Source organism: Corynebacterium sp. ACRQK (genome assembly GCF_022345965.1).
Taxonomy (GTDB): Bacteria; Actinomycetota; Actinomycetes; order Mycobacteriales; family Mycobacteriaceae; genus Corynebacterium.
On record NZ_JAKRMU010000011.1, the window covers coordinates 13,214 to 35,778 of the forward strand.

At 53.3% G+C, this 22,565-nt stretch carries 23 protein-coding genes and 2 pseudogenes; 23 read left to right on the plus strand and 2 right to left on the minus strand.

The window, feature by feature from the left end; genetic code table 11:
- Positions 1 to 31: 31 nt before the first annotated feature.
- The 16 genes and pseudogenes from MHX63_RS10540 to MHX63_RS10105 all read left to right on the plus strand — a co-directional run.
- Positions 32 to 124, plus strand: a pseudogene (locus MHX63_RS10540) (HNH endonuclease); the annotation flags it as partial.
- On the plus strand, positions 121 to 603 hold the full coding sequence (locus MHX63_RS10035; protein ID WP_239388622.1) for an SMI1/KNR4 family protein: 483 nt from the start codon (positions 121 to 123) through the stop codon (positions 601 to 603). The pseudogene MHX63_RS10540 and the gene MHX63_RS10035, both read left to right, overlap by 4 nt.
- 302 nt (positions 604 to 905) lie before the next feature.
- Complete coding sequence (locus MHX63_RS10040) at positions 906 to 1,847, plus strand: RHS repeat-associated core domain-containing protein (protein ID WP_239388624.1); 942 nt, start codon at positions 906 to 908, stop codon at positions 1,845 to 1,847.
- A gap of 29 nt (positions 1,848 to 1,876) precedes the next feature.
- Positions 1,877 to 2,878, plus strand: a complete 1,002-nt coding sequence (locus MHX63_RS10045) for a hypothetical protein (RefSeq protein ID WP_239388626.1) — start codon at positions 1,877 to 1,879, stop codon at positions 2,876 to 2,878.
- Positions 2,879 to 3,431: 553 nt separating this feature from the next.
- Positions 3,432 to 4,037, plus strand: coding sequence for an RHS repeat-associated core domain-containing protein (locus tag MHX63_RS10050; protein ID WP_239388628.1), 606 nt, complete (start codon positions 3,432 to 3,434; stop codon positions 4,035 to 4,037).
- A 4-nt stretch (positions 4,038 to 4,041) separates the two neighbouring features.
- A complete protein-coding gene (locus MHX63_RS10055) occupies positions 4,042 to 5,040 on the plus strand; it encodes an Imm51 family immunity protein (RefSeq protein WP_239388630.1) in 999 nt (332 codons plus the stop codon).
- Between the two features lie 160 nt (positions 5,041 to 5,200).
- A complete protein-coding gene (locus MHX63_RS10060; RefSeq protein ID WP_239388632.1) occupies positions 5,201 to 5,746 on the plus strand; it encodes an RHS repeat-associated core domain-containing protein in 546 nt (181 codons plus the stop codon).
- A 483-nt stretch (positions 5,747 to 6,229) separates the two neighbouring features.
- Positions 6,230 to 6,991, plus strand: coding sequence for a hypothetical protein (locus MHX63_RS10065; protein WP_239388634.1), 762 nt, complete (start codon positions 6,230 to 6,232; stop codon positions 6,989 to 6,991).
- 464 nt (positions 6,992 to 7,455) lie between these two features.
- The gene (locus MHX63_RS10070) at positions 7,456 to 8,178 is read left to right on the plus strand and encodes an RHS repeat-associated core domain-containing protein (protein ID WP_239388636.1); all 723 of its coding nucleotides are present in this window, start codon (positions 7,456 to 7,458) and stop codon (positions 8,176 to 8,178) included.
- A 21-nt stretch (positions 8,179 to 8,199) separates the two neighbouring features.
- Positions 8,200 to 9,015 (plus strand): hypothetical protein, encoded by an 816-nt coding sequence (locus MHX63_RS10075; protein ID WP_239388638.1) that lies wholly within the window; start codon positions 8,200 to 8,202, stop codon positions 9,013 to 9,015.
- A 271-nt stretch (positions 9,016 to 9,286) separates the two neighbouring features.
- Positions 9,287 to 9,979 carry an RHS repeat-associated core domain-containing protein gene (locus MHX63_RS10455; protein ID WP_370644100.1) on the plus strand — a complete coding sequence of 231 codons (693 nt, stop codon included), beginning with the start codon at positions 9,287 to 9,289 and terminating at the stop codon, positions 9,977 to 9,979.
- Between the two features lie 2 nt (positions 9,980 to 9,981).
- Entirely contained in the window at positions 9,982 to 10,515 is a 534-nt protein-coding gene (locus MHX63_RS10085) for a hypothetical protein (protein WP_239388640.1), read from the plus strand.
- Complete coding sequence (locus MHX63_RS10090) at positions 10,512 to 11,183, plus strand: hypothetical protein (RefSeq protein WP_239388642.1); 672 nt, start codon at positions 10,512 to 10,514, stop codon at positions 11,181 to 11,183. The genes MHX63_RS10085 and MHX63_RS10090 overlap by 4 nt, the downstream gene beginning before the upstream one ends.
- A 115-nt stretch (positions 11,184 to 11,298) precedes the next feature.
- Positions 11,299 to 12,381 (plus strand): RHS repeat-associated core domain-containing protein, encoded by a 1,083-nt coding sequence (locus tag MHX63_RS10545; RefSeq protein WP_239388644.1) that lies wholly within the window; start codon positions 11,299 to 11,301, stop codon positions 12,379 to 12,381.
- A gap of 36 nt (positions 12,382 to 12,417) precedes the next feature.
- Positions 12,418 to 12,855 (plus strand): hypothetical protein, encoded by a 438-nt coding sequence (locus tag MHX63_RS10100; RefSeq protein WP_239388646.1) that lies wholly within the window; start codon positions 12,418 to 12,420, stop codon positions 12,853 to 12,855.
- Positions 12,856 to 12,954: 99 nt separating this feature from the next.
- Positions 12,955 to 13,176, plus strand: a complete 222-nt coding sequence (locus MHX63_RS10105) for a hypothetical protein (protein ID WP_239388648.1) — start codon at positions 12,955 to 12,957, stop codon at positions 13,174 to 13,176.
- 11 nt (positions 13,177 to 13,187) lie between these two features.
- On the opposite strand, the pseudogene MHX63_RS10110 reads toward MHX63_RS10105, so the two are convergent.
- Positions 13,188 to 14,420 (minus strand): annotated as a pseudogene (locus MHX63_RS10110) (IS3 family transposase).
- Positions 14,421 to 14,793: 373 nt separating this feature from the next.
- Here MHX63_RS10110 and MHX63_RS10115 point away from each other — a divergent pair.
- From MHX63_RS10115 to MHX63_RS10135, 5 genes are all read left to right on the plus strand, one after another.
- Positions 14,794 to 15,378 (plus strand): hypothetical protein, encoded by a 585-nt coding sequence (locus MHX63_RS10115; RefSeq protein WP_239388650.1) that lies wholly within the window; start codon positions 14,794 to 14,796, stop codon positions 15,376 to 15,378.
- Between the two features lie 79 nt (positions 15,379 to 15,457).
- Positions 15,458 to 16,129 (plus strand): hypothetical protein, encoded by a 672-nt coding sequence (locus MHX63_RS10120; protein ID WP_239388652.1) that lies wholly within the window; start codon positions 15,458 to 15,460, stop codon positions 16,127 to 16,129.
- Between the two features lie 391 nt (positions 16,130 to 16,520).
- Positions 16,521 to 17,498 (plus strand): Imm51 family immunity protein, encoded by a 978-nt coding sequence (locus MHX63_RS10125; RefSeq protein WP_239388654.1) that lies wholly within the window; start codon positions 16,521 to 16,523, stop codon positions 17,496 to 17,498.
- A 395-nt stretch (positions 17,499 to 17,893) separates the two neighbouring features.
- The gene (locus tag MHX63_RS10130; RefSeq protein ID WP_239388656.1) at positions 17,894 to 18,460 is read left to right on the plus strand and encodes an SMI1/KNR4 family protein; all 567 of its coding nucleotides are present in this window, start codon (positions 17,894 to 17,896) and stop codon (positions 18,458 to 18,460) included.
- Between the two features lie 186 nt (positions 18,461 to 18,646).
- Positions 18,647 to 19,081, plus strand: coding sequence for a hypothetical protein (locus MHX63_RS10135; RefSeq protein ID WP_239388658.1), 435 nt, complete (start codon positions 18,647 to 18,649; stop codon positions 19,079 to 19,081).
- Positions 19,082 to 19,317: 236 nt separating this feature from the next.
- Here MHX63_RS10135 and MHX63_RS10140 read toward each other — a convergent pair whose 3' ends face one another.
- On the minus strand, positions 19,318 to 19,974 hold the full coding sequence (locus tag MHX63_RS10140) for a hypothetical protein (RefSeq protein WP_239388659.1): 657 nt from the start codon (positions 19,972 to 19,974) through the stop codon (positions 19,318 to 19,320).
- Positions 19,975 to 20,827: 853 nt separating this feature from the next.
- On the opposite strand from MHX63_RS10140, the gene MHX63_RS10145 reads away from it, so the two are divergent.
- Positions 20,828 to 21,688: a MinD/ParA family protein gene (locus MHX63_RS10145; RefSeq protein ID WP_071056372.1), complete on the plus strand. Its 861-nt coding sequence runs from the start codon at positions 20,828 to 20,830 to the stop codon at positions 21,686 to 21,688.
- A gap of 110 nt (positions 21,689 to 21,798) precedes the next feature.
- Positions 21,799 to 22,335, plus strand: coding sequence for a hypothetical protein (locus tag MHX63_RS10150; RefSeq protein ID WP_239388661.1), 537 nt, complete (start codon positions 21,799 to 21,801; stop codon positions 22,333 to 22,335).
- Positions 22,336 to 22,565 lie beyond the last annotated feature (230 nt).

The following is a 22,565-nucleotide window of genomic DNA, read 5'->3' on the forward strand; positions in this document are numbered from 1 at the left end:
CCAACAATTTGGACTTTCTTGACATCACCATGAGCAACCAGGACGTATGCAATTGATCCCAACAGAACTAAACTCTAAAGTCGGTCATACCGGTGGATACAACATTTGGGGAAAGGGCAAATGATGGTTTCTGATAGGAATGTATTCTCATTTCCGGGACAAAGCTGTTCACCAGAACGGGTCCGAGAAATTGAACACAATATCGGATTCGAACTACCACCAAAATATGCAGAATTGGTCCAAAGTGGTTGCTGCGGTCTTGTTCATCCAGATTATGCCCACATCAAAGGGAATAGTCCTGAAACTGATGACCACCTCGTCAAGGTTTTGTTTGGAAACGGTTTCGGGGGCCCTTCCCAAAGCTACGATTTCAATCTCGATTCCCCTGACGAGGCCCTCTATATACGAGATGAATGGGATATTCCTAACTGGGGAGCTCTCATTGCGCTCGGCGAAGGAGACGGCGCAACCCCTTTCTTGATAAACTATTCAAACCGTTGCTTCCCAAAGCATAGTGTCATCTTCCTCGATGTCGAGTCTGACATCCAAGAGTTAGTTGCTACCAGGTTCTCCGATTTTTGGAATCTGTTCCAGCAGAACTAACTAGGGTACGAGAATGAACCAAAGGTTCACCGAACAACTTCGGTGAGCCACGGAGCGGCATCGGCAAGCCCAAAGCCGCGTGTGGCACCGTACAGAGGCTTGGTCGGGTCGGCGTCCTCACCGAACTCCACACTGATACACCAACCACAACCAACGCGACCACCGCGACCGGCTCAACTACCGCGCCGTCACCAGCCACCGGAACAACCGGCCACGCAAGGCTCAACAGCCACGCCAACCGCAACACAACAAGTGCTACGGCAGACTCGGCTGTTGACTTTGCCGGCACCAAACCGGTGCGTGTGGGGCGAACCACCTACACCTACGACAACGCCGGTCGAGTGATACGCACCGTCACCAAGCGCCTATCCCGCAAACCGTTGGTGCACGAATTCTTCTACGCCACCAACGAACAACCCATCGGATTTACCTCCTCCGACAACAAACAGGTCGGCTGGCGCTACATCTATGACTCCTATGGTCGACGCGTCGCCAAAGAAGCCATCAACACCACCACCGGTGCCATCGAAGGACGAGCCACACAAACCCTCTACGGCACACGCACCTGGACAGGACGCACTTGGACCGGCACATACACCAGCCCACTGCTAGTCGCAGGACAATACGAGGATGCTAAATCCGGGTGGGCCTTCAACCGCTTCCGCTACTACAACCCAGTCTTAGGCGCCTACAATGCCCAAGACCCACTCGGCCAAGCCCCACGCCTCGCATCCGCACAAGGATACGTCGACCACGCAGCACACTGGTTCGACTACCTCGGACTGCAATGCCACCAAGTCACGGTAAAAGAACTTCAATCCATGCCTGAATTCCAAAAGCTCGGCCTATCCACAGACGAAGCCACCGACATAGCCAACTGGCTCAATGGAAGAAACACAGACTCTTACCTTTACTCACACCCGACGCCCAACAGAAACGAAATGCAATATATTGGTATGAGCAATGATCCGGCGCGGCGAGCCATTGAGCATGGGAAAAAATTCTCTACGGAGATGGAAATTGCTGATATCGACACAAACTTGCTCAGCAAAGACGCCGACTCGTTCACAAGGCGTCAAGCTCGCGCTTTCGAACAGGCCGCAATCGACTCAAAGGGCCTCAACAACCTAGCCAACGCTCGAAACCAAATCGGCAGCACACCACCTGCCCATGTAAAAAATGGTGCTGTAGCCTGGGCAAACGGCATGATCAATAAGAGCGCAATCACGATCCCGTTCTTCTAATACCGAAAGGACAATCAATGCCTTACCTAATGACATTCGACGAGTCGATGAAGGCCATCCGTGTTTCCGACAACACCATCCTGTCGATGCCAACATCTCACGGAGCTGTCGAAGTTCAGGTCCACAAAAGTAAATACCGCGACCAAGCTGCATCGCTTACTTCAGTTCCTCACAATTCGCAAAATATCGCCGCGCTCGGCCTGCCCAGTGTTCAAACACCGTCCGGCATACACAGCGAGTGGATTATTCCTCCCTTTGCTCTTCTAAAGAGCGCCTTTACCAAAGGCGGACCCTTCGTACGCTTAGGCAATCTCACCCCTGCGTCTTCTTGGAATGAACGTACAACCAATATTCTGCGCGACTCATCGCCCATTTACCGACCTGACTTGTGCGCGTTCGTCCCCCGCGAATTTACGGGTTCCATTCCTACTGGCACCCCGGACGCCGCTATCGACAAAGCACAATGGACCCTAAAGATGTGGATCAAGTCAGTATCCACACGTTCGGCCGATGCAAATGAGCGAAAACTTCTTTCTGTTCCGTGGACGCTATACTCAGTCGGCCACCTAGATTTATGGCTTGAACAGTACCGTTGCTACCACCTAGGGCTTCCCCTCCCAACGGAACTGAGCTACCCCGAAGAAGACATCTCCTTCAACCAACCACTCATCGCCAACACCGACACCGGCCTGCGCACCCGCACCATCAAACTCAACGAATCCAACAGCCAGCTCGCCGGCCAACACAGCATGACCGTCAACTCTGTCATTGACAGCCCTCTCGAACAAGCAATAACTGCCACTGGAATGGACGCCAACGGCTACATCTGGGAAGGACTATTAAGTCACTGGGCACAACAACACCACGGCAACCTCTCCATCGATGCCTCCGCAGAAAACTCAACCATCACCGGCGACAGAAAAATCATCACCGAACTCCGACACTGGCTCACCAAACTAGCCACCAATTCCGACGCCGTCGCCGAAGCCATCAAGAACGCGCAAGCCGACGGAATTGAATTCGACAACTAGCAACCTCACTCCACATGACAAACGTCTTGGGATTGCTCGATGCCGAATGCGTGACTTCATAAGGCTAGTTGAGATCTGCGGCGCTCGACTTGAAGCGTCCTGGGTTTAGTTCCGCCTGGCGAAAAAGAGGAAACACCGGATTCCCAGCAACCGCGCCACTGCTGTCCTACACAACCAAACTCAAACTACCCACAGACCGCGACAAAACAGCGGCGATAAGCCACCGCGGCATCGTCAGGCCAGAAGAATCCAAAGCCGGAAAATACCGCAATTACTTGTGATGGCAGCATGATCTTCGCGGGCACCAAGCCAACACATATGGGGCGAACCACCTACACCTATGACGCGAACTGGGTATGGTTCCTACTTCTGCTAAGGAATGATTGGCACAATGCCCAAAACGCTTCATCCCTGCCGCCAGTTGCTCCCAACCCCAAGGTGATGGAACGTTCTACGCTCTGGTGGGTGACCTGGCGTGTGATCTAGCTGGTGCGCCACAGGAACTGATCAACCCTCACCACCGGAACCCGTGGAGGGACACACAACCCAAACGTTGTATGACAAGCGCACGTGGGCGGGTCGGTGCACCAGCCCGCTGTTGTTTGCCGGTCAGTACGAGGATGCGGAATCAGGCTGGGCGTACAACCGCTTCCGCTACTACAACCCAGCCTTGGGTGCCTACAACGCCCAAGACCCACTCGGACTCGCCCCACGACTCGCCTCAGCCCAGGGGTATGTCGACCACGCAGCATTCTGGGTCGATGTTTTCGGGCTAAAGCGGTGTTGGCAAAAAGCTAATGCCACCAAAGATCACCATGTCTACCACTACATGAATAAAGCAGGCGAAACGACATACGTCGGCATTACCAAACACCCTCGACTACGAGCCATGCAGCATGCGTTGAGTCACCCGCTCACTCGACCCCGAGACCAAATGACAGTACTAAATAAAGACATGGCTCTAGGAAAATACGAGGCAAGAGGAGTCGAGCAACACCTAATTGAAAAACTGGGAATGCAAAAGCCCACGGGAGCCACGACTAAAGTAGGTAACCTAGAAAATAAGATAAATAGTATGAGCCCAAAACATGAGTTCTATGACCAAGCAACAGCTTTTGGCAAGGACTGGGTAGACCAATTCGCTAGCAAGGTACGTTAAGAACATGGCACTAAAACTAGTATTCGACGCTCCCAAAGGCAGCCGCCCGAAGGCTGGACGGCTCTACCTGATGAAAACCACCCTCGGATACATCCCTGTTGGTGCGACCTCCACCGAAGCATTCTTCGGCGCCGCCGTGATGATTCATCCCTACCGAGCGATCGTATCTGACCCCAAAGACACCACCTGGTACCCACTCATCGAAAACAACGAACTCTTGATCCCGCCACTAGAGATCAGAAAGCAGGATTTCAAAAAGGGAGGCTGCTTCACTCCGATTCGCGACAAAGCAGCTCCTGTGCCCATCCCCTTCGATCGCTACTTTTACTACCAAATGTCCATGCCTTGGGCCCCAGCCGAACAAGCGTTCGTTCCAGCTGCTGAAACATTGCCAGAAGATCGGCTAGGCACTTTCGTTCCCAAGGACGAAAGAATCATAAAATTCACCATTCACGACACGAACCCGCCTCAAGGCGGCATCGTCGATGAAGCACCGGAGGGCACTTACTTTATGCCAGCGGGCCTCCTCATGGATCTTCACATCGAGTTCGCCCTTGAAGACGCACTCGCCTACTACGGACTAATCGACACCCCGCGACCCGCACACCCCGACTTCACCGAAAGCCAGGAGCACGACACGATGCCCACCGACACACAGCAGGAAGACCAACCACTCTTCCACCTCGCAGAAATCGACAGTCTGACCACCCTGTTCGCCGCCATGGACACCATGCCAGAAGAAGCAATCAGCGTCATAGAACAAGCAGGACACACACCCAACGGCTACTTCCTCGACAACCTCGCCAAGTACCTACTCCGACAAACAGGCGTCACCACCGACGGCATTGAGTTCGACAGCGACGCAGGCATGTTCAGCCTCATCGGCACCACCGAAACCCTCCAACCACTCCACACCCAACTGACAAACCTGTTCAACAACACCAACAACCTGCAACAAACCCTCAACCAAGCTAAAGCCACAGGAACAGACTTCGACGACTAAACACAGAAGCTTTGTCCTGACACACTAGAAACCAGCCAGCCGACCGGAATGGTGTTGCGTATCACTACCGCTACCCCTACGACGGACACGGCCGACGCGTAATAGAAGTCACGATCAACACCCTCCACCGGAACCCGTGGAGGGACACACCACCCAAACGTTGTACGGCAAACGTACGTGGCATGGTCAGTGCACCAGCCCACTGCTGTTCGCAGGACAATACAAAGATGCCGAATCAGGGTGGGCTTACAACCGCTTCCGCTACTACAACCCCACCCTTGGCGCCTACAACGCCCAAGCCCCACTCGGACTAGCCCCCCCCAAGTTGTCCTCGGCACAAGGCTACGTCGACCACGCAGCATTCTGGATGGTTTTCCTAGGCTTAGAGTCGTGCCCAGAATTTGTCGAGGGAATTCCCGTCAAACGTTATGGTTCCACGCCAGTCGGCGGACATCATATTCCGGCGAAGGCCAACTACAATAATGCTCCATTGGCACGAGAACATTCGCTGGATGCTCCTGCAGTCCCAATTAATGAACTTAAGAATTCAAACAATCCCGCAACCGGATCTGCGCTTCACAAAGAGATCACTGCAGCACAACGACGCGGATATGATGGTTTTGCCAAGAATTTCGATCCTGACGTCGATACCTATACTTGGAACGACGTGAGAGCTATCGAGGTAGAGGCACACACCTCGGTCTGATTCAGCCAATCTGAAGCGGAATCACTAACCGATTATGGTATCGAGAAGCTCAAGCAACAAGGCTTGCCTCAACCGACAAATATCCAGTGGAACCCTGGAGTGTTATAAGAGTGTTAATGCAGCCCACCAACGAACAGCTGACGCAATTTCAATCGGACCTCGAAGACGTCGTCACGCCAACCATTGAACAGCTTCACACGCGAATCTAGGAAACAGGGCCCCTGTCATCTGATAACGCAACCAGATTCGTTGCAGATATCACTGCGCTGACACTATTCGAGCTGGCCGAGCGACTTGACGGAAACGCTGACAAAACCGGCGCCCTCAGCTACAGGTTCGCTGCAGCAGAAGGGGAAGAAGTGCGCCTGCCTGCCGAAGTGCTCAGCGCCATCACCGGATGGTTTTCCGCTCCAAAGGATCGAAACCCCCTCGCCGGGAAGACCAGCCACCCGTACCCCTTCGACTTTTACGGAGCAAAAGACTATGCATAGCGATTCCGCACTGCTGCTCATCGGACGACTGTATGCGAAAGTTTACGACCAATCCATCGACTCGGATGCCGCCGAGCACCTCCACCATCTGCTGAGCAATATTCATGACACCACCGCCATCGATGAGGCCATCTACGCCTACCAAGGCGAAATACTCGGCATCCTGCTGGATTCAGTGAATCAGTCCGACTCGCTCGAGTTGTACACGGCGAGTACGTCGCAGCGCGAGTCTCTCAACTTGGCCATCACCGCCCTCGAAGATACACCTCAGTCTATGGCGGCACTCGAGGCAATTGCGCAGTTGGCGCAGATTGAACCACCAGCTCCCGGCCAAGCCAAAATCGACATCCCCACGGAAAATCTCTCGAACGACGCCCGAAAACTTTCAGAGCTCGGCCTCCACCAGGACATCGCCATTTCGGTCCCGCATTTGAGCATTCCAATCTTGGAAGGCGACGAAACCACTGACATCTCCACCTCGTCTACCGTATTGGGCGAGCAACGTTACGCCTCTGCCAAAGCCGTACCCAAGTGGCTGACTCACTTATCGGAAACTCCGTCCGCTGGCTTCATTACGTACCAGAATTCGCACGGCGAGACCCTCCAGGTCAAGTTCAATGCCAAGGGAAACTACTTCCCGCTTCTTCTCACGAACCACAACGGAGACCGCCATCTCGACAAACTACCGTCCGCGAAACAAGCCGAAAACCACATCGTGGCCTGGCTCGACAATTCACAATCACCGATCATCTAACTGCCACTCAAAAGCGGTTTGGTTCTGTTTACTTTGGAGATAGAAAACTGGGCCATAGGACGGTAAAGACAATGGGGCGTCGTCAAGCAACATGAAGCGTCCTGGGTTTAGTTCCGCCCGGCCAAAAAGAGGAAACACCGGATACCCAGCAACCGCGCCACTGCTGTCCTACACAACCAAACTCAAACTACCCACAGACCGCGACAAAACAGCGGCGATAAGCCACCGCGGCATCGGCAAGCAAGAAGAATCCAAAGCCGGAAAGTACCGCAATTACTTGTGATGGCAGCATGATCTTCGCGGGCACCAAGCCAACACGTATGGGGCGAACCACCTACACCTATGACGCGAACTGGGTATGGTTCCTACTTCTGCTAAGGCAATGATCGGCACAATGCCCAAAACGCTTCACCCCTGCCGCCAGTTGCTCCCAACCCCAAGGTGATGGACCGTTCTATCCCCTGGTGGGTGACCTGGTGTGTGACCTGGCAGGTGCGCCACAGGAACTGATCAACACCACCACCGGTATCGTTGAGGGACACACCACCCAAACCCTCTACGGCACACGCACCTGGGCCGGTCGGTGCACCAGCCCGCTATTGTTTGCTGGCCAGTACGAGGATGTGGAATCCGGGTGGGCGTACAACCGCTTCCGCTACTACAACCCAGCCTTGGGTGGCTACAACGCCCAAGACCCACTCGGACTCGCCCCACGACTCGCCTCAGCACAGGGGTATGTCGACCACGCAGCATTCTGGGTCGACGTTCTGGGCCTGCATAGTGGAGGCCATTTTACCGAATTGAAACGCGCGTCCAACCCTGTTGAGGAATACCGAGGTCGCAGATGGAGGCTCGGTGAACACCCAATGGACCCAATGCGAAATGGTAATCCTCCCAGCCGCAGTACTGAAAACAAGCGTTTCTGGAAGAATGAAGCACAGTTCAATAGCGAACAGTATGCTCCAGAAAATGGATTTGCCGATGACACTATAGATCGAATGAGACAGGGAAGGCCTCCGCAGCGATTCAATCAAGATAAGCTTGATGCATTCCCACAATCTGACGGAATTGAAAGCATGGAAGTAAGCCATGAGCCTATTGCACGTTCAGAAGGTGGCGTGCAAACTCGTGCACGATGGCCTCAAGACCACGCAGATATCGACCCACAACGATTCCCCGGATATTAGTAGAGACTGGAGCAGCTATCGATGAAACCGTTTAACCAACTTTTCGGAGAAAATGCAGGTAACCCCATCACAGTAGATGGTGTCACCATTTACATCGCCTATCGAATAGTTCCTGAAGGAAAAACAAAAATTGAATGGTCCTTCGATAGTCCACATCCTGAAGGCATGGTAGCTCTTAAATTTAAGGCTATTCGCAGTTCTTTTCGCATCAATAACTCGCAGAAAGCCACTGAGTTTCTCGCCGTCCATGGCCAAGATAACGTCGGCTCACTTATCGTCGAAAAAATAGGCAAGAATCCAGTAATAACTATTACCAACGCATACCGAACCGAAGATCGAAACTCAGATTGGATGACATACTTTGGGAATCAAGGACTCCTATTCGAACAAGAGAACTCAGATTACGTTGCCTTCCGAGCAAACAACGGTAATACCAACAACCGGATGTCGTTCAGCGACCTAACTGGAGCATTCCGCATTACGTCGCTTACTGAACCCGCAGGATCTCTAGACACACTCCCGGTACACCCGGAGTATCCTCTCGATAGATATTGCTTCATAAAGACCTCGACTGAAGGCGATCCTGAAGATGACCTAATCAGTAAAGCAATTAGGCTAACTGGTCTGAGATCTGATGAGGCTTCCCATTTCAATGATCTCAAAAACCGCTTCGCAGGCACTTCAGCGCGCGTCATTGCAGAAGATGAACGTGCTGTAACGATTGAAATCGATCTGAGTAGCGAAGTTACCTCCGACTTCGCTATGCGGGACGAAGCAAAGTCCCAAGGACTAGCTTTGGTCAGAATTGGCGACAAAAGACTTTTGTACGCGCCTTAGTACAACATGCCTTTCTAGAGATGTGCTGAGACTATTTTACAAGTTCAGGAACCACCAAGCCCCAGCGCAACCACACCCGCGCCAAGGCAAGCGAAGCCTGGATGTAGTGGAAACCATCGATCCCGCCACCAGTGAAGTACACGTTCAGATCGTTCTAGCCAACAAGCCAACCCCAATACCCCATAGGTCCCACGGTTGAAAACGATCTGGCACATCCTAGCCCTGCCCCAAAAGGTCCCAGGCTCGGGTTGATGCGACGTTCTACGCCCTAGTGTGCGACCTAGCAGGAGCACCACAGGAACTGATCAACACCACCACCGGTATCGTCGAGGGACACACCACCCAAACCCTCTACGGCAAACGCACGTGGGCCGGTCGGTGCACCAGCCCGTTGTTGTTTGCGGGCCAGTATGAGGATGCGGAATCCGGGTGGGCGTACAACCGCTTCCGCTACTACAACCCCACCCTGGGCGCCTACAACGCCCAAGACCCACTCGGACTCACCCCACGGCTAGCCTCAGCACAAGGGTACGTCGACCACGCAGCACACTGGGTCGACGTACTCGGGCTGATGTCACACGTTCGGAGCCCCAAGGATCCACACCCAACCATTTCTGGTCGTAGTGCGGACGGAACATTCCGAGGAGAAAATGGAACTGCAGTAAATGGACGTCGGGCTCACAGAAGCTATTCTGATTTCATCGAAGCACAAGGCTACAAAGCGAACGTTAAAATGCCTGGAGACACACGCATGCGACCAGATGCGATAAAGATTGACGACAGTGGATACATCAGGGAGGTTCGAGAATTGAAGCCTGACTCAGCTACAGGCCAGCGACAAAGCGTCAACCAACTTGCCAAATACAAGGAACATGCCGAGTCTTTCAACCGACAACATGCAGCTGAAATTGGCGACAGCACTGTGCCAGATGTAATAGCCACCGCCGATTGGTATACTCCCTAAAAATGGACTTCAAAGACTTCAAAAAAACACTAACCGAAGCCGCTAATTCCCACTTCTCCCGCATTGGACGGAAAATGCTTTGGACATACGAAACCGGCGAATTAGCTTTCTTGATTAAATTTGAAAAAGATCCCGAGCGCCCGAGCTACGAAATCAAAGTTTTCTATGGCCACCAAGATTGGATTACTAGAGAACGGACACAGCTACTCTGCGGAGCGGGAATAGGAATCAGACGACTGGTAGAAAAAGATCAGTTAAACCTTCAAATTGATTACCACGGTACACACGAAAACTTCTACTCGATCTTTTTCAACAGTTACCTTGGAAATACTGACCATGAAGTTCGAACTTTAATTGGTACCCCGGAGCTCAAAGACCTTGAGAAAAGACGTACTGATTTCGACGAGTTTTTTACAGCGCTCAAGGCCAGTTTTGACAACGCATCAAACCTGCAGACGATAGCCACAAGAGCAGGAGTCACGGTTCCAAATTTTTGGACAAAGGTCGCGCAGCGAATGGAAGACTGCCAACAATGAGCGCTGAACGGATCATCATCAACCTTCCACCTGCACAAGTCGCCCCATACGAGATATACGACTACGTGAGTTCGGCTAGCCAGCAAGAAGAACATGCCTCGCCACAGACGCGTCAGCTCCAGCAGCACCTCACGAAGATATTGGCTCCGCACGACCTTCCCGTAGAACTGGTTGGGAATAACTGTATAGGCATTAGTGACTACGACGAGAATATCCCCCAGATACTTCAGTTTATCAGCCCGTTGCTGTCCCGATACCCTACTCTTACGGTCCTTGAATTCTCAGAATTTGTTTGGACCTTTGGCGACGAAAATACCAACTTCTCGACGGAAACATCGGAATACAGCGCCCCGTGGGCAAGTCTGCGCGGTCTACCGTCCTGGATTGATTTAATTACCACCAACGCTTGCACAATGGCTGAACTGAACTTAGGAAGCGATCCGCGGGACTTCCTGATCATCACCAACGCCACCAAACACCAGCATTACATGCAGTGCTACTTCAGCCCCGTCGACCACACCTACCGGGTTGAGATCCGCCTTGGCGATGCCCAGCACCATTACTGGCACACGACCCCCGAAACTAGCACCGTCATCCACGAACTCACCACTTGGATAACCACCGGTACCCATTCAACACACGGATGGCAGAAGCTAAACATCACCTAAAAGCCATAAGCACTGTCAAGCCACCGACGGGGTCATCGACTACCACAACACCCTGCCGGTCAAAGTCGGCCGGACAACCTACACCTACGATGATGCAGGCCGTATCACCCGCACCGTGACCAAACGTCTGGGTAAGAAACCGTTGGTTCATCACTTCTACTACGCCACCGGTGAACAACCCATCGGCTTTACCTCCTCCGACGAACCAACCACCGGCTACCGCTACGTCTACGACGGTCTCGGCCGACGTGTCGCCAAAGACACCATCAACACCACCACCGGAGAAGTTACCCACCGTGACGTGTTCACCCACACCGGCAACCAACTAGCAGCTGTCACCACCACCATCGACACCACCGATTCGGCACGTGTGGGTGAAGGCTACGTGTGGACTACTGACCCTGCCACTGGCGAGACACACGGCCAGATCGAACTAACCACCAGTAGAACCAACGACACTCCGGCTAACCCCGCCGCTGGTTGGTCCCAGGCCCGGGTTGATGCGACGTTCTACGCCCTGGTGTGCGATCTAGCCGGTGCACCTCAGGAACTGATCCACACCACCACCGGTGCCGTCGAGGGACACACCACCCAAACGTTGTACGGCAAGCGTACGTGGGCGGGTCGGTGTACCAGCCCGTTGTTGTTTGCTGGTCAGTATGAGGATGTTGAATCAGGGTGGGCGTACAACCGGTTCCGCTATTACAACCCCACCTTGGGTGCCTATAATGCCCAAGACCCACTCGGGCTTGCCCCACGACTCGCATCAGCCCAGGGGTATGTCGACCACGCGGCATACTGGGTGGACCTGCTCGGACTTGCTAGCTGTGGACATCCACGACATGGACGCCCAACACCTGACACAGAAGGACCACTACTTCCAAATGGCCAATTTGAGGTACCAGCCTTCGAAGTAAGCAAGTCAGCAGAACCAGAAGTTGCGCGTACCCTAGAAATGGCAATTCAACAAGACCAACCGACCCTACTTCAAAGAACGACCGACAAATCAATCATCCGCCAAAATAGAGCCGAAGCAACCAGAGGGTGGGATTACACTAAGGGAAGCCCTGATGAATTTCCATACGCATCAACTATGCAAGGAGGCAAAGGAGCCACTGTAAACGGAGTTTCTACACTGAAACAAGCAGGGAGGCCGTCTACGTGGCTTCTACAGGCGAGAAAATATTCAGAACGGTGACTTCTTCCGAGTGAAGCTAACAGAATAGGACAATCAATGCCGAAAATAGAGCTAGACATTGAACCAGAGCTAGCTGGCGTGGAGTTTTTTGGATCTCAAGACGCAAGCGACGACCTCATCTGGCAGACCACTCCTCTAGTGGGCTTAGCAGACGGTGCGATAAGTCTCGGCATCAAAGAACTGACAGAAGACGAAACTTTCCACGTAACAGTAGAAGTAACCTCCACACGGCGCATCCTCCAAGATGCATTTCTTTCACACGACCTTTTGATAGATTCCGAAGGACTTGAAATAGCAGATGTTCTGAAATCAAATCCGGATGGTATAGAAGGAGTTGTTGGACGGATCTTCCGTTTACCTTGGACAGGTAAGACAACCCTGCAGTTTCAATCTCCTACTGGCTTTGCGACCGATCGCGACGGACATCGGGTTCCGACATCACTCTTTGTACTCGTCTGCCCGTCTTTCAACTAGTCACAGCGAGAAGTACAACTTATCCCTTCTATTTTCACCCACACCGGTAACCAACTAGCCGCTATCACCACCACTGTCGACACCACCAACTCGGCACGTGTGGGTGAAGGCTACGTGTGGACTACTGACCCGGCTACTGGTGAGACTCGCGGCCAGATCGCACTAACCAGTGGCACCGGTGACGCCAACGACACTCCGGCGAATCCTGTGGCTGGTTGGTCCCAGGCCCGGGTTGATGCGACGTTCTACGCCCTACAGTGCGACCTGGCCGGAGCGCCTCAGGAACTGATCAACACCACCACTGAAGCGTCCTGGGTTTAGTTCCGCTTCTTTTACGGCCCCGTACTGACGGGCTGCGTGAGATAGTACTCGGTTTCTACTTCCTGTGGGGTGGCGTAATCCAACGCCTCGTGAAGGCGTTTGGTGTTCCACCAATGCACCCACCGCAAGGTGGCCAGTTCGACTTCTCCGACCGACGTCCACGGACCTTGGGCATGAATCAATTCTGCTTTGTAGATACCATTAACCGTTTCGGCGAGAGCGTTGTCATAAGAATCACCGACCGTTCCCACACTTGGCCGAATTCCGGCTTGCGCCAAGGCCGTGGAATACTTCAACGACACGTACTGACTACCCCGGTGACTGTGGTGAATCAGCTGGCTTCCATGAACCCGGCCGGCCGCCGTGAGAGCATGTTCCAACGCCTCCATCGGCAACGCATCGGTACGCATCGTCGAGCGAGTGGCAACACCAACGATTTTCCGGTTATAGACATCCACGACAAACGCGGTGTAGGCGAAGCCAGACAAAGTACGAACGTAGGTAATGTCGGCCACCCACAGCCGCCCAGGGGCCTGGGCGCGAAAGTTGCGTTGAACCACATCGGGGCGACGATCCGGTACTTTCGCACTCATCGTTGTTACTGGATTACGCCCACGGCGCCGACCGCTGACACCGGCTAGTTTCATCAGGCGTGCGGTCTTATCGCGGCCGATATGAAAGCCCTCACGGTTGATCGCGTGCCACATCTTGCGGATTCCGTAAACCGAGAAATTCTCCGCATGCACACGCTGTATCTCTGGGATAAGCAGGCTATCGCTTAAAGCCCTCGCACTGGGCGCACGTGTGGTGGTTTTACGGTAGCCGCGTGAGGTGATGAATCCACGATCTGCTTGTCGAAGGACACGGCAGATGGTCCCAGGCCCCAAACTGATTTTTATATGCGTCGATGTAGGAGATCATTTGGCCGTGGGTCGGTCGAGTTCCGCTGCGAAAAAAGCCGAGGCAGTCTTGAGGATTCCGTTGGCACGCTTCAACTCGCGGTTTTCCCGGCGTAGCCGTTTGAGCTCTTCTTCCATGGTTTCGCCACCTGTTGGTGCCGTCTGCTCATGGGCGACGCTGTCGCGGTACCAGGCGCGCAACGTGTGGTGGGACACGCCAAGGAGTTCGCCGACTTCCTCGTAAGCGTGTTGCCGTGAACAAGACTCCAGACGCACGATCTCATGGATTTGATGAACCGCCTTTTCCTTGAATTCGGCGGAGTACTTTCTCGGGCATAGTGCCAATCCTTCCTTAGCAGAGGTAGGAACTAAACCCAGGACGCTTCACCCACTCGGACTCGCCCCACGACTAGCCTCAGCCCAGGGGTATGTCGACCACGCAGCATTCTGGGTGGATGTTCTCGGGCTCGTAGGCTCCGTTGCTCACAAGAAACCTTACGCCACCGATCCTGGTCGATGGTGCGACAGTACTTTCAAGCCGATAGGAGGCGGGATAAGATGTCGGCCAGAATCGTCCTGACCTCCAATACACCCTAAACAATCAAAGATATTACGTAGAATGGGATCGCTTTCCCTCTGCTCGTAGATTAGGGCATAAATCACGAATAGCGACGAACGATCCATTTGGCAACATCATCCTCATTCAAGGCGGATAGATTTGACTTTTGAAATTGCATATAACCAACCCACGGCATTTTTCTGGCAAGATATTGATACTGCCATCGAAACGGTCAAAGGCGACTTTGATCCTCTCTTTCTCAACTTCGATGAAATCGAGAAGCCTACTGAGCCATTGTCAAACCTCGATCGAGTTTGGATTTTCCAGGAACGAAACGGCGTAACTGCAGTTAGCTATTCACTTGACGAGTCGGATCGCCTATTTCAACTCTTAATTCACACCTGGAAAGATCTCGAACGTCCACCACTGGGGATGGCAATTACGAAGACCGAAGCATCCCAACAATGGGTACTCATTACCTACTCGAACGAGTTAGATGCGATGACACGCTCCTACCGGCAACAATGGCTTGGAAAAAAGACCGCTGAGGATTCCATGGCATCCGATTTTCCAATGAGGGCACAGGAAATGAACGAGCAGCGAATCTTAGATTACCTCGAAGAAAACGGACTTGACGTCACCATGGCTTCAGCTCCACCAAGCAATGCGAGATATTTCCTCGTCACGAACCGAGAGCCAACTCTAGAAGAATGGGAACAATACTATTCTCAGATGGGAAACTGAATCTCCCAACGCCATGACTCATACCTCTTCTACGCAAGTGGTACCTCCGCAACGTAATCGCGAAAAGTGAAAGGTCATAATGAGTACGGAACGAATTATCATCCACCTGCCCACCGCTCCAACCGAGCCGGAAAATACTTATAACCTCGTGACTGCCGCCAGCCGCGCAGACAAACACACCTCGGCACATACACGTCAGCTCCAGCAGCATCTCACCAACATTCTGGCACCCCACAAGATCTCCGTGGAACTCACCGGTGCAGAATGCATCGCCATCAAAGACAACAACGAGCACATCCCCCAACTACTCCAGCTCATCAGCCCCGTCCTTTCCTACTTCACCACGCTGACCATCCTCGAGAACAATCAGCAGGTGTGGACCTTCGGTGACGAAAACTCACGCTTCACCACTGAAACCTCACAGCTCCACATCCCGTGGGCAAGTCTTCACAGCATTCCTTCTTGGATCGACCACATCACCACCAATGCCCGTTCACTAGCAAGCCGCAATATCGGAACCGATCCGCGGGACTTCCTGATCATTAGCGACAACACCAAAGATCAGCACTATATCCAGTGCTACTTCAGCCCAGCCGACGATAACTACCGTGTAGAGATGCGCCTCGGCGATGCTCAACACCATTTTTGGTGCATGAGGAACGACGCCCGGAGCCTCATCCGAGAACTGTCCACCTGGATGAACTCCACTGACCACCCCATTACAGGCTGGAACAAACTAGATATCTCATAACGCACATCCCACATGGTGTACGTAGCGTCGGAAGAATCTAAGTAAGGCACCGAGGCACCACCGGCAGCGTAAAACGGCGAATGAGCCCACACACCCAAGGGGGTTCCACCAGTGCGCCCAAGAACCACAAAGCCTACTGCGACGATACGCTCGGACTCACAAAACCAGACAGGCAAAACACGGTAGACAGACCACTATCCCCACCTTAATCACGCAGGTAAAGTAACAAACATCCGCAAAGCGAAGCATCCCAGGCTCGTCGCTATACACCACGAGGTGTCTCTTCATCTGACCCGAGCTAAAGAAGATATGACTCCGGTCAACGAGAAGGAAAATGAATACGAAAAAGAATGGAAAGAACAATTATCCAGATATGCAATAAGGAGTTAACATGCTGAAATTTTCTTTAGACAGCACTAAAGGCAGCCGCCCTAAAGCTGGGCAGCTCTACCTGATGAAAACCACCCTCGGTTACATCCCTGTTGGCGTCACCTCCACCGAGGCATTCTTCGGCGCGGCTGCAATGATTCACCCTTATCGCGCGCTCATCAGCGACCCATCCGATACATCATGGTTTCCGCTCGTCGAAAAAAACGAACTACTTATTCCACCAATTCAGATCGTCAAGAGTGACTTCAGAAAAGGCGGACCTTTTCAAAGAATCCCAGCGAAAAGCCATCCTAATACCGTCCCTTTTGACAACTACTTCTACTACACACTCGCGATCTTATGGTCACCAGAGGAGCAAGCATTCGTCCCTATAACAAGAGAAAATGAGTGGGTGCCGAAGGAAAGACGGATCATCAACTACACGATCCACGACACAAATCCGCCGCAAGGAGGCACCACGGATGAAGCCCCAGAAGGCACCTACTTTATGACCAATGTCCTAGGCGGCTATCGCGAAATTGAATATGCCCTTGAAGATGCACTTGCCTACTACGGACTAATCGATACCCCGCGCCCCGCACATCCCGACTTCACCGAAAACCAGGAACACAACACGATGCCCACCGACACACAGCAGGAAGACCAACCACTCTTCCACCTCGCAGAAATCGACGGCGTGACTACCCTGTTTGCCGCCATGGACACCCTGCCCAAGGAAGCAGTCGGCGTCATCGAACAAGCAGGACACACACCCAACGGCTACTTCCTCGACAACCTCGCCAAGTACCTACTCCGACAAGCAAACGTACCCACCGACGGCATCGAGTTCGACAGCGAAGCAGGCATGTTCAGCCTCATCGGCACCACCGAAACCCTCCAACCACTCCACACCCAACTGACAGACCTGTTCAACAACGCACACGACCTACAACGAACCCTCAACCAAGCTAAAGCGGCAGGAACAGACTTCGACGACTAACACACAAGCTTTTGTCCTGACACACTAGAAACCAGCCAGCCGGCTGGAATGGTGCTGCGTATTTTTTACCGCTACTCCTACGACAGACTCGGCCGACGAGTAATAGAAGTCACGATCACCCCCCTCCACCGGAACCCGTGGAGGGACACACCACCCAAACGTTATACGGCAAGCGCACGTGGCATGGTCAGTGCACCAGCCCGTTGTTGTTTACTGGTCAGTACGAGGATGCGGAATCCGGGTTGGGCCTACAACCGCTTCCGCTACTACAACCCCACCCTAGGTGCCTCTAGCGCAGCATACTGGTTCGACGTGCTCGGACTCGTCGGAAGGTCTCGCACACAGAGCACCACACAAGGGCGGTTTTGGCCTTTGGGGAAAGAAAGGATAGATAAATGGAAATTCCGTCGGACTTCTACTCGACTAAGAGCAACCCGTTCACTGAGGAACAAATATCTAGATTGAAGCGGAGCACAGATTCCCCTCTACCTGAAGACTATCTGGAATTTCTATCACTCTATGGAGGTGGAATTATTTCTGAGGCCTACTCACACATACAACTCGAGACCGATAAATCGAGCCTTCTCGAAGTTGAAGCAACCATGATCTTTGGAAACATAGCACCAATAGGCATATGGGAAAATTCCATCCAACTGGATTCAACCTGGCTCCATGACTGGGCATTCTACTTTTGCGAAGCAAGTAACCCTCCCGAAGACAAGATTCTACTCAACCTCTCCAACGAGAAATTTAAAATCGGAAGCGTACTATATGAAGATGAAGGGAAAATCTTCCAGGTGTCCGAGAATTTCACATCCTTCATATCACTTCTAACAAATAATCGAAGAGACCAACCCGAAACACATAAAGATATATCGGATAAATTTGGCAATTTCCATATTCCAGGCAAAACGATTAAAAAGATTGAGTTCCCCAACCCTAACGCTGATCGAGATTGGTAACCACAGTTTTATATTCCCGCACCAAATAGCGCCGGACAAACATTCTCTATAGTAGAGACTGGTCCGAAATTTTCCACATCCCTTAGATTCACGCTTCGAACCGCGACGGCTTGCGCCTTGACAAGGAGCAAGTATCTCAATATATGCTCAGTCATTCACTTATCGACAAGGTTGACTTTCGATAGCGTGTACGCCCAATCAAGCACCATCAAGGTCTTCATGAGAGTACTGATCAACCTCGGAGCTAAAGACCTGGACATCACCAACGCTGTCGATGAAATGCTCAAATACATCGACTGCGGCGGAGACCACTACGCAATTGGCGCACTTATTAAAGCGGATACCAACCTCATCATCAACAACATCCACCCGAAAACTTCGAACAAATCAACCGCTTCCTCAAAGCCACCAGCACCAACGAACCAGGGCTCCTTTTTGAGTGGCAACGCTTCCTCATCAAACAAGGAGTCAGAAAGAAAACCTTCCGTGAATACCCAGGATTCCACTGGATCAAAAACAGCGCTTTTGCAGAATATCCTCGAGCAAAAGAACACGTCGCAAAGCTCGCCGACCCGTCCTAAAAAGTTCCACACCAAAGAAACTAAAGCGTCCTGGGATTAGTACAAGACAACAAACCCACCACCAGGGCACTACGTGTACCACCACCGTCATCGCACAAAGCCCCACAGAATGTGATTACGGGTGACCCCGGACAGCGCTAGTGATACCGGGAACCGCATTTAGTACCAGCCCCCACAGCAGCCAACTGGTCCCAAACCAGTTCGGCTCCACGTTCTACTCCCTGGTCTCCGCACCGGCTAGGGAATCTCGCAACATCTAGCGGTGTGTAGGGGCCATCAACTACCGAATACTCTCGACAGCAAACGGTGATACATCGACACGTCCTCTGGATTCGTCGATGGAACAATCCGCGACCTGCTCGTCGAATGAGCATCTACGCTTGGCAGAACCACCGTATCTTGCGGCAAATCGACCGCAGCTGCGCCCACCTTGACAACAGTCACCTTTTTGGACTGCGCCAGCTCCGTCAGGTGGTGCCCCGGCTGGTACAGCCACCCATGCTGTTCATGGTGTCTATCAGCCACCAACAGCACATGATCCGCCATAGCTGTGCCCGCGGCAATGGTCTCCCCAGCACATGTATAAGGCAAGTTCACCACAACAATTGGCCACCTGTGCTGAGCACGACTAATCACAGTATCTAGCACGTCAGCAGCCATCTGCCCCTGAGTACCTTGCGAAGCAGTTAACAGCGGAACTGCCCCGGTGCTATCCGCAAAGTTCTCCATCTTCTTGCGGGTCAGATCCAGCGGTTCCGTTACCGCCAGCCCAAGCACGTCTCCCGCTGCCCACGCACCCAACGGTCCCCGCATTGGCTGAGCTTGCACATCTGCATCCAGAACCACCATCGGTAGTTCAGAAACCTCTTCGGCAATCATGGAAACCAAAGCGGTCACAGGCGAAGTCAGCATTCGGTTGTCAATGGAAGCCACCGCAATAACCATCGGCCTAGATGTGTCAACTAAAGAAGACCTCCGCGCCTGTGCAACACGCGAAGCCCACACTGCCCTGCCGAAAACGCTACGCCCCGAGACCGACGAGCCCGAACCTCCAGTTCGTGCAGCGTTAGCTACCTTTGGGGAATTCATCTAGCGATCTCTTCCATTCTGCCTAGAGCAAATCAAACACATCTGTGGGGGACACACAGTGCAAATTGCACAACACACATTAGTATAGGACGGGTTATACGTAGAGAAGTTGTCGGTAACAAAGAGTGAAGTACACGAGGAGTGCGTAGTGTCAACCAACCAGCCATCCCACGAAGGACTGCCTTCTTGGCTCCAGTTCACTGGTGATGGTGCGCCAGCACAACCAGCCACCCCACCACAACAACCTTCTCAGCCCCAAGAGCCGCCCGCTGCAGAGTCTCCTACTTCCTCCCCTTCTTCCAATGAAGGTCAGCAGCAAGTCCCTGCGGCGCCTCAGCAAGCTCACGAATCCAAGCCTCAGCTAGGTCACCAAGCCAACCAAGAGGAAAGTGATTCCGCAGAGTATCCTCAGCCTCCCCAAGGAACAGCGCCGCAGGGCACTGCCCCGCAAGGCTCTCCCGATTCATCTGAAGCTCCTCAGCAAGCCCAACCACAGCAGGCCCAGCCACAGCAAACCCAGGCCCAGCAAACCCAGCCGCAGCAAACTCAGGCCCAGCAAGCACAGCCGCAGCAGGCCCCGTTAAATCACGGTAAGCACCATGTACCGTCCGAATATGACCTAAAGCCACCGCCGGCATTGGACCAGACAAACCTTGTCAATGCCGTCAAGAAGGCACCGCGCAGTGGATGGCGCAAAATGCTATACAACGTCACCGGTGGGCACTGGAACGTTGGCGACTCCCAGCAAGATCTTGAACACGATCAGCTCCTGGAGAAAATCCGCCGTCCACTGCGCGGCGACTACCGCATCGCGGTGATGTCCCTCAAGGGTGGCGTGGGCAAAACCACCACCACCGTGGCATTGGGTGGCGTTTTCTCTTCCATCCGACACGACCGCGTCATCGCCATCGATGCCAACCCGGACCTCGGCACCCTAGCACAGCGCGTGGCTGCACCCGGCCCGGCAACGATCCGCGACCTCCTCAACGCAGAAGACACATCAAAGTACGCCTCCATACGCCAATTCACTACCCAGGCCAAGTCTCGCTTGGAAGTCATCGGCTCGGAGCGCGATCCCGCCGTGTCCGAATCCTTCAGTGATGAGGACTACCGCCACGCGGTCGACATCCTTCAGCACCACTACAACGTGATGCTCACCGACTGCGGAACAGGGCTGATGCACTCCGCAATGTCCGGCGTGTTGGAACTGGCCAATTCCTTGGTGCTCGTCACCTCTCCTGCCCTTGACGGAGCTCAATCAGCCTCCGCCACTTTGGACTGGCTCAACCTGCACGGCTACGAACAACTCGCAGCAAACTCTGTAGTGGTTGTCTCTGCGGCCCACCCTGAAAATGCGACGATCGATATGGATCAGTTGATTGCACACTTCCGTAGCCGCACCCGCGCAGTGCACGTCATTCCATTCGACCGCCACCTCTCTGAGGGCGCAACGGTTGATCTTGACCGCATCAGCAAGGAAACCAAGCAGGCCTACATGGAACTAGCAGCAATCGTTGCGGAGGACTTTGATTCGTGGCACCGTCACGCAGCTTTGTAGGCCGAGGGGTGGCCGCGCTGGGCATCGGGTTCCTTGCTTTTACAACCCTTTCCAGCTGCGCCGATCGCCTAGAACCACCTGTGCCGGAACAACACGCCCAAGTGGATACCATGAAGCAGTGGGCTACCGAGCGCGCAAAGCCCTACAACATTCCCGAGCGCGCGCTGCAGGCATATGCATACGCTGCCTACAACGTGGAACAGGAACAAGGCTGCGCCGTCGGCTGGCAAACGCTAGCTGCTTTGGGTGATGTGCTGACCCAACATGGGCAAATAAACTCCACCACCATCGACGAAGACGGCGTGACCTCCAAACCTATACGCGCCGTTGCGCCTGCCGCCGGCGGCAAGAAGTCCGTGCCCGATACCGACGGAGGAGACATCGACGGCGATTCCACGAAGGACATCCCGGTGGGACCAATGCAACTCATGCCATCGCGCTGGGAACAATATGGCACTGCCGCTGAACCTGGCAACGCGCCAAATCCGGACAATATTGATGACGCCGCCCTGACCACCGCGAAAATCACTTGTAGCGCGGGAGACCTCACCAGCCCAGAAGGGTGGACCACAGCAATCTCGGAATTCAACCCCAGCCCAGTGTTCTTAAAAGCTGTGCACAAAAAGGCCAAGGAGTATTCACGCTAATGAGGAAAACTCACACTGCAAGCGCACTGCTCTTGATTTCGCTTACAGGCACGCTAGCCGCATGCGAATCGCCAGGTCATGCCAAAGAGCAGACCGTGAATGATGAAGTTCCACCACTGGGCAAAGTGCCAGAGCTTCCTGAAGAGGTGACGGCACCAAGCACAAAGTCTGAACCTCCCAAGCCAGCTCCCCCGCCGGCCCCCGCCCCGGAGCCAGAGACGGTAACAGAA

Bases quoted from the DNA above. Each gene is read 5' to 3' on its own strand.
- MHX63_RS10130 (WP_239388656.1), top strand. From the start codon at position 17,894: ATGGAAATTCCGTCGGACTTCTACTCGACTAAGAGCAACCCGTTCACT.
- MHX63_RS10150 (WP_239388661.1), top strand. From the start codon at position 21,799: ATGAAGCAGTGGGCTACCGAGCGCGCAAAGCCCTACAACATTCCCGAG.
- MHX63_RS10100 (WP_239388646.1), top strand. From the start codon at position 12,418: ATGCCGAAAATAGAGCTAGACATTGAACCAGAGCTAGCTGGCGTGGAG.
- MHX63_RS10045 (WP_239388626.1), top strand. From the start codon at position 1,877: ATGACATTCGACGAGTCGATGAAGGCCATCCGTGTTTCCGACAACACC.
- MHX63_RS10125 (WP_239388654.1), top strand. From the start codon at position 16,521: ATGCTGAAATTTTCTTTAGACAGCACTAAAGGCAGCCGCCCTAAAGCT.
- MHX63_RS10065 (WP_239388634.1), top strand. From the start codon at position 6,230: ATGCATAGCGATTCCGCACTGCTGCTCATCGGACGACTGTATGCGAAA.
- MHX63_RS10090 (WP_239388642.1), top strand. From the start codon at position 10,512: ATGAGCGCTGAACGGATCATCATCAACCTTCCACCTGCACAAGTCGCC.
- MHX63_RS10055 (WP_239388630.1), top strand. From the start codon at position 4,042: ATGGCACTAAAACTAGTATTCGACGCTCCCAAAGGCAGCCGCCCGAAG.
- MHX63_RS10085 (WP_239388640.1), top strand. From the start codon at position 9,982: ATGGACTTCAAAGACTTCAAAAAAACACTAACCGAAGCCGCTAATTCC.
- MHX63_RS10145 (WP_071056372.1), top strand. From the start codon at position 20,828: ATGCTATACAACGTCACCGGTGGGCACTGGAACGTTGGCGACTCCCAG.
- MHX63_RS10075 (WP_239388638.1), top strand. From the start codon at position 8,200: ATGAAACCGTTTAACCAACTTTTCGGAGAAAATGCAGGTAACCCCATC.
- MHX63_RS10035 (WP_239388622.1), top strand. From the start codon at position 121: ATGATGGTTTCTGATAGGAATGTATTCTCATTTCCGGGACAAAGCTGT.
- MHX63_RS10120 (WP_239388652.1), top strand. From the start codon at position 15,458: ATGAGTACGGAACGAATTATCATCCACCTGCCCACCGCTCCAACCGAG.